Annotated in this window: 11 protein-coding genes; 4 read left to right on the forward strand and 7 right to left on the reverse strand. The window is 65.2% G+C overall.

Features of this window, described 5'->3' with window-relative positions:
- A partial coding sequence (locus E1J50_RS16405; RefSeq protein ID WP_132254919.1) for a DUF4214 domain-containing protein occupies window positions 1-894 on the forward strand: 894 nt, incomplete at its 5' end.
- A gap of 609 nt (window positions 895-1503) precedes the next feature.
- A complete protein-coding gene (locus E1J50_RS28540; RefSeq protein ID WP_132254921.1) occupies window positions 1504-1701 on the forward strand; it encodes a response regulator transcription factor in 198 nt (65 codons plus the stop codon).
- 575 nt (window positions 1702-2276) lie between these two features.
- On the opposite strand, the gene E1J50_RS16420 is transcribed toward E1J50_RS28540, so the two are convergent.
- The 4 genes from E1J50_RS16420 to E1J50_RS16440 all read right to left on the reverse strand — a co-directional run bounded on the left by E1J50_RS16420 (window position 2277) and on the right by E1J50_RS16440 (window position 7895).
- Window positions 2277-2996 carry a phosphatase PAP2 family protein gene (locus tag E1J50_RS16420; protein WP_132254922.1) on the reverse strand — a complete coding sequence of 240 codons (720 nt, stop codon included), beginning with the start codon at window positions 2994-2996 and terminating at the stop codon, window positions 2277-2279.
- Window positions 2997-4349: 1353 nt separating this feature from the next.
- On the reverse strand, window positions 4350-5783 hold the full coding sequence (locus E1J50_RS16430; protein ID WP_132254924.1) for a DUF2254 family protein: 1434 nt from the start codon (window positions 5781-5783) through the stop codon (window positions 4350-4352).
- 114 nt (window positions 5784-5897) lie between these two features.
- Window positions 5898-6902, reverse strand: a complete 1005-nt coding sequence (locus E1J50_RS16435) for an AI-2E family transporter (protein ID WP_165937884.1) — start codon at window positions 6900-6902, stop codon at window positions 5898-5900.
- A 63-nt stretch (window positions 6903-6965) separates the two neighbouring features.
- On the reverse strand, window positions 6966-7895 hold the full coding sequence (locus E1J50_RS16440; protein ID WP_165937885.1) for a Crp/Fnr family transcriptional regulator: 930 nt from the start codon (window positions 7893-7895) through the stop codon (window positions 6966-6968).
- Window positions 7896-8232: 337 nt separating this feature from the next.
- Between E1J50_RS16440 and E1J50_RS16445 the strand changes: the two genes are divergently transcribed.
- Together E1J50_RS16445 and E1J50_RS16450 are read left to right on the forward strand one after the other, a co-directional pair.
- Entirely contained in the window at window positions 8233-10293 is a 2061-nt protein-coding gene (locus E1J50_RS16445; protein WP_245516606.1) for a sensor histidine kinase, read from the forward strand.
- Complete coding sequence (locus E1J50_RS16450; RefSeq protein ID WP_132254927.1) at window positions 10290-10946, forward strand: response regulator; 657 nt, start codon at window positions 10290-10292, stop codon at window positions 10944-10946. The genes E1J50_RS16445 and E1J50_RS16450 overlap by 4 nt, the downstream gene beginning before the upstream one ends.
- A 28-nt stretch (window positions 10947-10974) precedes the next feature.
- Here the strand turns inward: E1J50_RS16450 and E1J50_RS16455 are convergent, their stop codons facing one another.
- The 3 genes from E1J50_RS16455 to E1J50_RS16465 form a co-directional block, all read right to left on the reverse strand.
- Window positions 10975-11520 (reverse strand): YhjD/YihY/BrkB family envelope integrity protein, encoded by a 546-nt coding sequence (locus E1J50_RS16455; RefSeq protein WP_132254928.1) that lies wholly within the window; start codon window positions 11518-11520, stop codon window positions 10975-10977.
- 127 nt (window positions 11521-11647) lie between these two features.
- Complete coding sequence (locus E1J50_RS16460; protein WP_132254929.1) at window positions 11648-11932, reverse strand: YihY/virulence factor BrkB family protein; 285 nt, start codon at window positions 11930-11932, stop codon at window positions 11648-11650.
- Window positions 11933-12010: 78 nt separating this feature from the next.
- Window positions 12011-13381: a PRC-barrel domain-containing protein gene (locus E1J50_RS16465; RefSeq protein WP_132254930.1), complete on the reverse strand. Its 1371-nt coding sequence runs from the start codon at window positions 13379-13381 to the stop codon at window positions 12011-12013.
- Window positions 13382-13645 lie beyond the last annotated feature (264 nt).

Below are 13645 nucleotides of genomic sequence, written 5' to 3' on the forward strand. Positions count from 1 at the left end.
CCCGGCACCAACGATCCGGGCACGGGTCAGCCCGGCACCAACGATCCTGGCACGGGTCAGCCCGGCACCAACGATCCGGGCACGGGTCAGCCTGGTACCGGTGATCCTGATCTCGGATCTATGCCGCACCATCGCGAGCACTTCGGCAGCGTCAGCCACGACGCGCACAGCGCTGCGGGCGAGGTCTACGCCCTCTACGACGCCGTGCTCGGCCGGGGTTCCGACATGGGCGGGCAGGAGTACTGGACGGGGGCGCGCGCCACCGGGCTGTCCCTGCACGACATGGCCGAGCGCTTCCTCGGCTCCGACGAGGGCAAGGGGCACCACGGCATGCAGGACGACCGCGCCTTCATCGAGAGCCTCTACCACACGGCGCTCGGCCGCGAGGGCGAGGATGCGGGCGTCGAAGGCTGGGTCAGCGCCCTCGGGAACGGGATGTCGCGCGCCGACGTGGTGCTCGGCTTCACCTTCTCGCAGGAGAACCTCGACGGGCTGCGGACGGTGTTCGAGCACGGCGTGTTCACGGCCGACAAGGACGCGAGCGACGCGGCGCGGCTCTACTACGGCCTCCTCGACCGAGCGCCAGACGCAGAGGGCCTCGTGGCTTGGACATCCGCAATGAAGGCGGGCCTGTCCGACACCGCCGCGGCACAGAGCTTCCTCGACTCCATGGAGTACAAGGCGAAGTACGTGGACCTCTCGAACGAGGACTTCGTCGGCATTCTCTACAAGAACGCCCTCGGCCGCGACGCTGAGGACGAGGGCTTGGAAAGCTGGACCGCGGCTCTTGAGAGCGGAGCCTCCCGCGCCGCGGTGGCTACGGGTATCGCTCTCAGCCAGGAAGCTCAGAGCTGCCTGATCTCGCAGATCGAAGAGGGCTGGCACCTCGTCTGATCTGACTGACACGGCTCATAGTAACCTCGAGGTAGGGAGTGAGCGGCGAGAGCTGGCCACTCCCTGCTTTCATCGCGAAAGCGAAACTTTACCTTTCGCGCCAGACTATCCCAACCTATTTCCCGGATACATTAATCAATTGCGGCTTCTGTGCTATCTCCGGCAGAGAGTGTGACAATGCGTACCTATTCGAGCGTCGCCTTTGTCGCGGGGGCATCAGATCGACATCTTAACAGGCTTCGAAAAATTCTTCAGGATGATTGCGCCTGTCAGGAGATCGTTGAGTTCGAATCAATTCTATCTGCGATGAATAAATTAAGAGATAGAAGCGATCTGTCTGTCGTTTTCGTTCGCGTAGGGGAGCCAACCATAAGGCAATTGAACGATCTACGGACTATCAAAGTACTGCACAGACACATACGTATCGCTCTTGTCGCAGATACCGATAGCCACCGGCATGTTCTCGCGGCGGTGCAAGCAGGTATGCATGGATACATCCCGACGCTTCTCGATCCTACCGAATTTGATCGGGCGGTTTTGACGGTCTGGAATGGTCGAATATATGTACCTGCTTCAATAGCCAATACATAGATTATCAAAGAATATAGCATGATTAGCAGGTGCGGAATTACTTCCCTGAATTTTACTAAGAAGGAACAAGAAATACTTCTGCTTATGCAGAGAGTATTGAAGAATAGAGAAATTGCTGAGAGAATTAGCGTCTCGGTATCTACAATAAAGTTGCACAATAGCGCGATATATCGGAAATTAGGCGTGCTGAAGCGTGCCGATTTTGTTCATTGCTAGAGATAAATGTTGTGGACGAGACCCGCTGTCCGCTGGAAGGGGTAAGCCTCCCCTCAGCGGGGCTCTCCCTGGTTAGCCCCTGGTCGATGTCCCCGGCCTGTGAAGCGCATTGCGGGTTCCTCCAAGTTATGGCCGCCACAAACGAGCGAGGGCAGCGGCGGTTCCAGTACGCTAGCCTCTGAGCCGTCGCGCGCCAATTGGGCCCATGGGGCTTCTTTGCGGAGTGGGAAGCCAAGAGGAAATTTTCGCTACGCACTCATATTAACCATGCGATCGGCATTTCATGGCGCCGCATCTTACATTCGCTTCCGCTGCCAGCAGTAACAGGCGCCGAGGCTTCAGATCATTAACAGTCGGCCAGATCCTCGCAGATCGCAAGACTTTTTGGTGGAACCAGAGAAGTCTTGCCAATGAAGCCAAACTATGTATCAGCGTCATCATGCAGGCTGAGGGCTGCGCCGGAGAATTTAACATCTCAGTCGTGCAAACGGATGCCATCGCGGATGCTCTGCAAGTCGCCGGAATCGATTTCACGACCACTGGGCTGGTTGGGCCCAATGCTCGCCGAGTCTCCGTCAGTTCTGAAATGCGATCCTGATCTCGTCGATCACCATCGCCGACTGAAACATCAGCGTGAACAAGGCGACCTGAAACAGCGCGGGACGGCGGAGCGCTAAGCGGTTGGCGAAGCCGAGGATCGGCAGCGTCGGCAGAAGCAGGCGCACACACAGCGCCACCGCGACGCCGATCAGGACGCCGCAGAGAATGTCGCTGGCGTAGTGGTAGCCGACGTAGATGCGCGGCAGACAGGTGGTCAGCACCGCCCATCCAAAGCAGAGGCCCCCAAGCGGGCGGGACAACAGCCAGACCGACGTTGCCAGGGCGCTTACGATCGCCGCGTGATCGCACGGAAACGAGGTGCCGCTCTCGATTACAGCCGTTACCAAGCTGGCCGGGACGCTGTCGAGTTGCAGCAGGTCCGGTTCCGCAACCAGGTAGGGACGGCCGCGAAAGGGAAGAAGCATGCGCAGCGTGCACGCGATGATGCCGGCGGCTAACATCGCGATTATCGCTTCGATAGCGGCTCGCATGCCGATGACGGTCTCGACCACAGCCTCGCGCGAACCTAAACTGTTGCCGGTGCGGAACCAGAGGTAGACCAGCACGGCCATCAGCGGCAGCAGCCTGATGGCAAACAGAGCCGTGCAAGCGAGGGTGACGGCATCGAGGAAGGGTGAGCGTCCTGCCAACTGGCCGACGACGCGCAACATCAACTCGTCCAGCGCGGTCAGCATGCAACCCTCCCATGGCTGGCTCACCGCCAGCTCAGGCTGCCAGTGTTTATTGGCCTGAAGGAGATCGGAGCGCAGCGCTCTTCACTGTCATCAGGCATACAGAGGCTGGCACACGTGACGCTGCCAGCAAACGGCCGAAGGTGGGAGCGTCCATCCGACAAAGGTCTGAGCGTGGCGGAGAAATTCGATTATCGCGGGGCCTAGTGCCGTGATGAGCACAACGGTCCAGGTTCAGACGCTGCGTTCCGATAGGGCTTGCGCGTCGCGCATATCTCAGCTTGTCCGTTGGGGTATGCCCCAGCAGACACATGGAAAGCGGTTCAAAAGCGCGTCCGCTAGAGCGCCTTTGGTTCAACGGACACATCGATTTGCGAGCACCAGCCCAGAGGGCATCGATGTGAGCCATCGGTCATGTGGTGCCCGTCCCGATCACCGCGCGGCCTCGGAGCATAAGGCGCATCTGAGGCCGCGGATGTCCGTGGCTCGTCATCTCAAGGCCTCCGCGAGACTCGTTTTGGCCGAAAACCGTGCTGTCGGCGCCGAGATTGCAGAAGCGATGGTGGACGAGCTTGCCCCTGCCACCTGTGCTCACTGGGGAGATGACCTTCCTCACGTGCGTCGGAGGAGCCATTTCGGGCGCCGTGAGACACCGCTGAGTCATGCGGAGGTCCGCTTCTGCTGCTCTGTTGCGGAAAGCAGACCGGCAGCTTCCGGCCAAACCCGGCCGGCAGCCTTGCGCCCATTCCTGCCATCGAGCTGACCCGAGCAGCGTCTTCGAAGCGGACATTCGTCAGCTGAAGGTTATGGAATTCGATCGCGGTTCCTCTCGGGAGACAGCCGCTGGTCCGGCCCCTCGGGCCGCGCCTCGGCGCTCCCTCGGCCGCTTGTCGAATCTGCGCCGGTACACCCGCTCCGGACGCCGGAACGATGACGACGATCCGCCGCCCTGTCCGGCGGCCGTGATGCCGCGCCCGCGCACGCCTCCGAATGCTGCTGCAGTGGCCCTCTGCATCCCAGCGTAGCAGCAAGGAGAGCGCTGCCGGTTCGACACATGGGACGTCAGGTCAGGGTCAGCGCTCGTTCGCGATCCCTGCTCCCTACCGGAGTGCAAAATCCGAAGGTCGTGAGACGGTTCTTCTCCGCAGACGATCGCGATCTGGCCTACTTCGGCCGGAACGGCCGCACCTGCCTGCCGCTCGTGCAGTGGTTCCTCCCGAGACCGTAATCGACGACGGACTGGGGGCCTCTCCTCCTCTTGGGTTGCGAAACGAGCCCAGCTGCCGCTCGATGACGGGCCCAGAGGCGAGGATTGAACGGTTGGCGATTGAGTGGTCGCCCTCCAATGAGCGATGTTCAAGGACCCGTGGTCTCCGACACCCGCGTCGAGCGGGAATTGAGCTTGCCGAGGCTGGCGCCGAGCTGTTTCGCAGCTTCGGCAATTGCGGCCCCAACGCCCGTGAACCCCCGCCGGTCAAGCGCGCCCGCGAGATCACTCAGCGCGGCCTCAAGCTGCCGCGTCAGGACGTGCTCGCCGAGGCTTGAAACGGCCCGCTTAGCGACATCGGCCAGCCGCTCCGCCGTCGGCTGCGAGACATGGTCGAGGAGAATGGCGATCGTCCGCAGAGCGTCGGACAGCGTTTGCGCCTGCATCGATTCCGAGGCCACGATGATGATGGTCTCGAGGGCGTCGGTCGCCTCGGTCGGCGTCCGGTCGGCGTAGACGAGGGGCGAGATCGGATCCTCCTTCGGGTCAGCCTCGCAGGGGCTCCACAGCGAGAGGATGTCGCGCAGAGCGTGGATGACCGCCGGCCCGGGATGGGGGTTTGACTTGGCGGTCGAGGTAGCGGTCCAGGCGATCGTGGCGAGCTGGTGCAGGCCGTAGCTCGCGTCCCGGTCGAGGTTGCGCCCATCGTCGAACGTGACGGCACCGATCACCGCTTCCTCGATCCGGTCGCGAAGGATAGGGGCAAGGACGGCATGCGGAGCGACTCGCAACGCGAATGCGGGATCGCCGACGGCGAGCCGGCTTCCGAGCGGGACGAGCAGCTCCACCTCCACGCTTCCAGGAGCGTGTGCTTCGACCGTTTCGCGAATCCGCGCTTCCCGGACGTCGACGATGTATCCGCTCTGCGGCGAGCGGATGGTCGAGGCCAGGATCCAGTACGGCCGCGGTGTTCGGCGGGTCCTGCACAGGAGTTTTTCATCGTGCACGCGGGCATGCAGGACATGATGGTGGATGAACTGCACGATCCGTTCCGGTCGCATCTGGTCGATGGTGTTGTAGATCATGACAATGATCATGCAGAGCGCGGCCATCGTCATGCTCAGCGCTAGCATCGAGCCGAAGACCGGTCGATGAAACTGGCTGTTCGTGAGCAGGGTCAAAAGAACGAAGACCGAAAGCCCGACGAAGTACCCGAAGTAGAGTTGGTTCGCCCGCCGCATCATGAACTGGTCGGTGACCTGGGTCGTAAGAGCGGCCGAGCCCTGCTGGACTGCGATCAGCAGGAGCGAGAAGGTGATCGACGTCACCGTGACGATGCTCGACGCCAGCGTCGACAGGAGGCTACCGATCGCCTGATGATCGCCGAACAGGTCCCCGAGCCAGGCGAGCCCAGCCGGTGATCGGCCGTCCGACCAAACGCGGTCGGCGAGATAGATCACTACGTTGAGGACGATGAAGCCGACCACGATCGCGAGGGGCAGCGCCAGAAACTGGCTGAACGCGCGGCGGGCGGCCGCCAGGATGCGGCTCGGTGCAGACCTGAGAGGGGAAGGGTTCACCATTCTACAAGAACGGCTCAGCGGGCCATCGCGTTTGGGGGACCACTCCGGCGTCGCTGAACCTCGCCGCAGTGAGCATGGTCCGAGAAAACTGAGCGCCCATTTCCGTTGATGTCCTCAACGCGAGCCGGACATCAGTATCGCAATCCAGCGGGTGCGGGGGAACTGCTCGCAGACGATGACGAACGCTACGGTCAACGGGATCGCGACCAGCATCCCCGCGACACCCCAGACCCAGCCCCAGACCGCGAGGGCCACCACCACGACGACGGGCGAGAGCGACACGCTGCGTCCTTGCAGAACCGGATAGATGACGTTGCTGACGGTGAACTGGATCGCGCCGAAGCCGACGAAGATGACGATCGGCAGGACAGAGTCCGGGAACTGGACCACCGCGTAGAGGCTTGGCGGGACAATGCCAACGAGATTGCCGACGACGGGGATGTAGTTCAGCAGGAAGTTCAGCGTGCCCCAGACCAGGGCCAGGTCGAGTCCCATCGCGAGCGCCCACAGGGCCGAGGCCACGCCCGTGATGATGCTGGTCAACGTCGTGGTAGCGAGATAGCCGCGGATCTTGCCTGCGATCTCGTCGGCGGCATAGGCCACCTCGCTCCGCTTATCGGCCCCGAACGCCTCCTGAAGCTTTCGCCGCAGGGTGGGAATTTCGGGCAGTCCGAGGACGACCAGAAGGGCGATGAAGGCGAGGTAGACTGAGATCGTGTAGGCGTTGCCCAGCAGGTCTTGCCCGACGGCAATGAGGCGGGCGTAGCCTTCCTTGCCACCGAGCGGTAGGCCCCAGCGGTCGGCCCAGGCCGTCGCGGATTCATAGGCGCTCTCGAACTCGGCCCAGCGCCGCGCGAACGCCTGTACGACCTGGGCGGCCGAGAAGTAGAGGGCCGCGATGAACCCCAGTGTGGTGACGAGCAGCACCAGGATTGTGCCGAGGCTGCTGACGCGTTCCGGCAGCACGCGGCGGAGCCACACCTCCACAGGCCAGACCGCCGCGATGACCACGGCCGCGACCGCGATTGGCATCGTCACGGCGTAGGACGCCCGCAAGGCCAGTAACACGAGTGGGACCGCGATCAGGGCAAGCCAACCGTTTCGCACCCTGCCGCCCATGCTTAGCCGCTTCCATGGCGAGACGGGACACAACTCGGCCATCTCGCCTCGAGCTGTCCGATCTCAGCGTGCATAGACATGGCCGAGCATCGCGACTTTCGACGGCCGGAGCGCGGTGCTCGGCTGCGGCGCCGGCGCGGACGGGGCCGCACCGACCCTCCGCGCGATGCGCGGTTCCTCTTCGCTCTGGCAGACCACGAGCCTGCGCTCCGTCCGGATGATCCGGTGGCACTCGCATGCGGCATGCTCCAGTTCCGGACGATCGAGCACCCTGATCCAGCCGCGGCCGCGTCGAATCAGCCCGGCAGACTCCATCTCCCCCAGCGCCGTCGTCACACCGGCCCGACGCACCCCGAGTGAGCGACTGAGGGAGCGATGCGTGAGGGGAACCTCGTCGCCGTCGAGGTGCCCAAGCGTCAGCAGCAGCGAGCTGGCCAGGCGCTCGCTCAAGCTGTGGTCGTTCTGGCAAACTACGAGTTGCTCGCTCTGGATCAAGAGCGCTTGCACGTGGGCCAGGAGAAGCGAGCGCAGGTGCGAGTGGCCGCCCATCGCGCGCCGAAGATCCTCTGCTCGGATGCGCAACGCCTCGCCCGGCACCTGGACGACGCAGCGATGCGGCGCGCGCGCGGTCCCGAGTACCGCGGACACGCCCACAAGGTCATCGCGGCCGAGCGTGCCCACCTCCAGGCTGTCCCGCCCGGCCCTGCGGCAGAGAAGGGACACCGTCCCGCGCTCGATGAAGTACACGTACGCGGCCGCAGCGTTGCGCTCGTGCAGCACCTGGCGCCGTCGAAGTGCGACCCGCTCCAGTTGATGACGGATAGCAGCGAGGTCGTCGTCCGGGAGAGAGGCGAGCAGGGTGTTGCGGGGCCTTGCTCCCTCGCGAAGTCCGGCCGGAGGGCGCTGAGATCCGGTCTCGACTCGCGGGGGCCGTGAAGGATTTATCGGGAACTCATCCGGGTCGATCTCGGCGCGACGCGCAGCGGTCATCATGTGGATCCTGGCTCGGAACGGCGGGCGGGGCCGGCCGCGGACGATGGAAGGAGGGACATCTCCCATCATCCTCGCGCAGGAATCGTACTGTTCCCAGTCGGGCCTAACCGCGAGTCAGTCAGGAAAAACCTGACGCTGGAGAGCGTTAAACCTGACACCCTCTAGTGCCGGCCTGTGACATCGTAGCAGAGGAAAGGCAGCCCTAGGGTGGCGCGCACCACAGATCTTCTCCGACTGGGCTCAAGCGTTGCAACCAGCACGCGCTCGAACCTTCTGGCGGATCTGGCCCGCGAGATCCACCTGCACCAAGGAGGCGAACGGACCCGGAGCCGATGACGTGAAGCGCGAATCCTCCCCGGGCAACCGCCTGCTGATCTCGCTCGCCCTTGCGGCGGCCATTCCGATCCTGCTCTTCAGTGGCTGGGTGGCCTACGTCACGGCGGAACAGGGTCGCGCTGCTGCCCGGCACGCGGCCCTGGAAAGCACCGCGCGCGTGGCCGACCGGGTTTCAGCGGACCTGGCCGCACAGGTGCAGATCCTGGATGTGCTGGCCGCCTCGCCGGCTCTCGACAGCCCGAGCCTGGAACCGTTCCACGAGGAGGCGCAGCGCCTCAAGGCCAGCCGGCCTTTGTGGGAGACGGTCGAGCTGGCGGACGCTTCCGGGAACCAGATCGTGAACCTGCTGCGCCCACTCGGCACTGTGCTGGGACCCACGGCCGACCGAGACAGTTTCGACGAGGTCCTCCGGCTCAGGCGAGCGGTTGTCGGCGGCATCGGTCCGGTCGGAACCCTGTCGGGCAAGCGCCTCGTCGCGTTGCGCGTCCCCGTCATCCGCGACGGGCAGCTCCGGTACGTCCTCACGGTCGCGCTCGCGACCAATGCAGTCAGCTCGATCCTGAGGGATGCCGGTGCGCCGGCCGGATGGGTGGGCGAGATCGTCGACAGGCGCGGCAACATCATCGCGCGCACCTCTGCCGAGGCGTCCGAGCTGGGTCGGCCCGCCAGCCCGGCTCTGCGCGCGGCGATCGCCCGCGCGCCGGAGGGCTTCTACTCCGGTCCAACGCTGGAGGGCAGCGATGTCGAGACGGTCTACCGCACCCTACCCGACACGAGCGGCTGGTCGGTGCATTTCGGGGTACCGAGCAAGGCGCTGAACGCGCCCGTGTCTCGATCGTTCTACGTGCTCGTAGCCGGCGGCTTGGCGAGCCTCGCACTCGCGGCCGGATTGGCGGCGCTGACGGCGCGCGACATCGCGCAGCGACGGCGCGACGAGGAGACCCGGATGATGCTGGCGTTGCGGGTAAGCGAGGAGCGCGGAGCGTTAGCCGTCGAGGCTGCGGAACTCGGCACGGTATGTTGGGATCTTGCTCGCCAGGAGGTGGCCGGGTCGGAGCGCACGCGGGTTCTGCTCGGCTTTCCTCGCGCTCCGACGGAGGCGGGCGAAGCGCAGTGGTCGTTCGCGGCCTTCCTCGCGGCAGTGCACACGGATGATCGCGAGCGCGTCGAGCAGGCGTTGCGCCGCTGCGTGACAGAGGATGCGCAGCTCGACAGCGAGTTCCGCTCCGTCCGTCCGGATGGCGGTGCGCGCTGGCTTCGAACGACGGGCCGTGCCCCGTGTTTCCACCACGGCGACCGACCGAGCGTGATCTACGGCGTGATCGCCGACGCCGAGCCACGCAAGCGCGCCGAGGCCGAACGGACTGACCTGCTGCGGCGCCTCTCGGATGCTCAGGAGAACGAGCAGCGCCGCATCGCGCGCGAACTCCACGACCAGGTTGGTCAGACCGTCACGGGGCTCTCGCTTGGGCTGAAAAGCCTCGAAACGCGGCTCGGGAATGGGGCGTGCGAGCCGGACACGGTGAACCAGGTGCGCTGGCTGCAGGCTCTCGCCGCGGAGATCGGACGCGATATCCACCGCGCGGCCCTAGATCTCCGGCCGACCGCGCTCGACGACCTCGGCCTGCACAAGGCGCTCGCTGCCTACGCGGAGGAGTGGCGCCAACGCCACGGCATCGATCTGGACCTTCAGGTGCTGGGCAGCGAGACCAGGCTGCCGGCGGATGTGGAGACGGCTGCCTACCGCATCGTCCAAGAGGCGCTAACCAATATCCTCAAGCATGCCCGCGCCCGCGGCGTCAGCCTCGTGCTGGATCGGCGGGCCGACGGGCTGCGCGTCATCGTGGAGGACGACGGAGCGGGCTTCGATTCGGACGCGGCCAACGGACACACGATCCACGGCTCCGCCGCTCACGGCAAGATCGGGCGCCGCCTCGGCCTGTCCGGTATCCGCGAGCGCCTCGCCCTGCTGGGGGGCACGCTGGCGATCGAATCAGCACCGGGATCGGGCACGACCCTGTTTGCCGAGATTCCGTTGCCCCCCGAAGGAGCCGAGCCGTGAACCCGATCCGCGTCGCGGTCGCCGACGACCATCCCATCGTGCTGGCGGGCATCAAGGCCCTGCTCCAGGCTGCGCCAGATATTGCCCTCGTCGGCGAGGCGACTAACGGAACGGCGGCGCTCGACACGATCTGCCAGGCCTCGCCCGACGTCGCAGTCATCGACATCTCGATGCCCGACATCAACGGCATCGACTTGGCGCGGCACCTCGCCGAGCGCTGCCCGCAGGTACGGCTGCTGGCCCTCACCGTCCACGAGGACCGAGCCTACGTTCAGCCGATGCTGCAGACCGGAGCGCGGGGTTATCTGCTCAAGCGGTCGGCGGCGGAGGATCTCCTGCGCGCCGTGCGAGCCGTCGCGGAGGGCGGCATCTACCTCGACCCGGCCGTTGCCGACAAAGCACTGCCGAGCACCAGCCGGCCCGCGGCCGAGCCCGGTGCTGAAGAGGCGCTGAGCCCTCGCGAGGAGGAGGTGCTGCGGCTCACCGCCCAGGGCTTCAGCAACAAGGAGATCGCGGCCCGCCTCGGCGTCAGCGTGAAGACAGCCGAGACCCACAAGGCGCGCGCGGCGGAGAAGCTCAGCCTGCGCACCCGGGCGGACATCGTCCGCCACGGTGCCTCGCATGGCTGGCTCGACGAGCTCGCGCATCGTTAGGAGCAGCACCGAACATCACTGCCCTCATCTATGACCAGAGCGCAGCGCGGCTCTTGTCAAACCCTCCGCCCCCCTGGGCGTGGCGATGCGACACAGGGTGAGCAGAGAGCGAGCGGATGCCCGCAGCGCTCAGCTCGGCCTCAACCACCACAGCCACGGTCGTGAGCCAGAGCCAGACCATGAAGCCGATGATCGCAGTGGGGGAGCCGTAGATGGCGGCGAAGCGTTCGGCGTGCGCGGCGTACCAGGACAACAGGAGCGAGCCTCCGATCCAGAACACCGCGGCCGCGAAGCCCCTCAGGAGGTCAACACCCCACGGCTTTCCATCCCGCGGCGCGGAACTGCGATAGACGCCCGCGAGCAGCAATGTCACGACCAATATAAGCGCTGGCCAACGGAACAGTCCGAACGTGCGAGCTTGGTCCGACGCAAGCCCCACGGTACCGAACACGGCCGGAAGGATAAGGATCACGCTGATCGAGAACACCAGAAAGGCGATTGCGCCGAAGGTGCAGACGAGGGCGACCAGCGTGAACGTGATGAAAGCGTGCCCCCTCGCGCCCGTAGATGCGATCCAGGGCGCGGAAGATTGCCTTGGTGCCCTTGTTGGCTGCCCAGCTCAGCGCGACGAAGCCCAGGTAGGATGCGGGAGCATGAAGCCCGAGCTCGAGCCCCGTCCCTGAGGCGAAGCGGTCGATCTGCTAGGCCAGCAGATCCACGGCCTCGGCCGGAAGGATGGCAGAGAGGGTGGAGAGGAGCGCGTCTGCCCGCCCGGCCGCCGCAACGAAATCCAGGATCGAGATGATGGCGGCGAGACCGGGGAACGCCGCGAGGAGCAGAAAGAATGTGACCCCCGCGGCGGCCGTGACGATCTCGTGCTCCGCGAAGACACGTGTCAAGCGACGGGTGGCGGCGACCCAGCGCCGGAGGATCGAGATACGGTCGTCGGAGCCGTCCCGTGAAGGAATTGACGCACTCTCCCCCACGGGAGCGTCTCCCGATCAGGCTCGGGCGGCTGTTCGACAGGAACCGCCGGGCTTTCCGGCCCGGCGGCTAATGCGGGGTCAGCCGCGGTACACCGAGAACTCGGCCTGCCGGTTCTGATCCGCATCGCGGTAGCCGCGGGCGTTCCGGTCGAACTCGGGAACGGCCTTGATCTGCTCATCCGTCAGCCCGGACACAGTCAGCCGGCCGTCCCGCACCTTGATCCGATCGAACGGCAGCAGGATCTGCTTCTCGCCCAGCCCCAGGAACCCACCATGGCCGATGACGACGTACATCTTGTCGTCCACGCCCACGAGGACGCGCTCGATGTCGCCAAGCTGCTGCCCCTGAGTGTTGTAGATGTCCTTCCGAAGCAGGTTCGAGACCTGGAAGCTTCGCGTCGCAGGGTTCCCGGTCGTGCCCGTGACGTCAGCCGCGTTGACGTTCGGTGCGGGCGGCACGGCCGCAACTGTCAGAGGTGCCAGCGCGGACGCCTCAACCTCGGTGTACTTGCCGGCCTTCGCGTCGTAGCCCGGCATCGCCTTGATCTGCTCATCCGTCAGGCCGACGATCATCAGGCGCCCGTCGTGCATCATGAGGCGATCGACCGGCAGTACGATCTCCTTCTCGCCCAGACCGAACACGCCACCGTGTCCCACCACGGCATAGAACTTCTTGTCCTCGCCGCGCACGAGGCGCTCGACGTCGCCGACCTGCTGGCCGCGCCCGTTCATGACGTCCATGTCGGTGAACTCGGAGGCTGAGACCTGGCGCACCTGCCGCTGCGGCGAGCCCCTGTTCGCCTGGTCCTGGGTCATCGCCTCGACCCGGACCTGCGGTCGGCCCTGCGCGCGGTTCACGACGATCTTGGGCTCCGCGCTCTCGTAGTGGATCACCGGTTGCTGATCGGCACGCTGCACATGCACCTGGGGCTGCGCCGACTGCACGACCTGAACCTGCGGCTGCCCGCGCGCGACATTCACGTCCGGCTGCGGCATGCGGAGGGTGATCTCGGGCTGCGGGATGGTCACACTGACGACCGGTTGCGGCTGCCGTACCGTGATCTCCGGTCTCTGCTGCTGAACTGTCACGCTCGGCGTGCCCGGCTGGACGAGGATGTCGGCGCCGTCCGCCGTCCGTTGGCCCGTGCTCGGAACCTTGACGACTGCAAGAAGGGCGGCGGGCAGTGTGACGCCGGCCTGCTGAAGGCGGACGGCACCGTCGCGGCAGGCCACGATATTGTTGTCACGCTGGTAGGTTTTGGCTTGGTCGACCGAGATCGGCGAGGCGGGCTTGGCATCGCCGCGCCGCTCCAGGAAGCTCACGAGGTCGCGGCAGAGGTCGGCCTGGTTCGCGCCCGGCGCGGGCGGGGTCGTCTGCGCCAGCACCGCTCCGGGGCTGACGGTGAAGAACAGTACAGTGGCCACCGACCCAAGACGTGAGCATGTCATGCTACTTCTCCACTTTGGCTTTGTGCGACGTGGAACTGACCACGCGCTCAGTCGACCAAGCTTTTCAGCAGAACATGGTTCGGGTTTGTGTCCAGCGCTGTACCGACTTTCCGCCCGTCCAGGGCCGATCCCGCAGATACTTCGGTCGACGGTATTGCCTCATGCGGATACGAGGCCGCCCGATCAGGGCGCACTGCCTTGCAGATGAATTAATGGCACCCGTAGCGCGTAAGCCGCCGAGGCGAGGGCCAACGCACACCGGCT

It is taken from the genome of Methylobacterium segetis (assembly GCF_004348265.1).
In the GTDB taxonomy this organism is placed as follows: domain Bacteria; phylum Pseudomonadota; class Alphaproteobacteria; order Rhizobiales; family Beijerinckiaceae; genus Methylobacterium; species Methylobacterium segetis.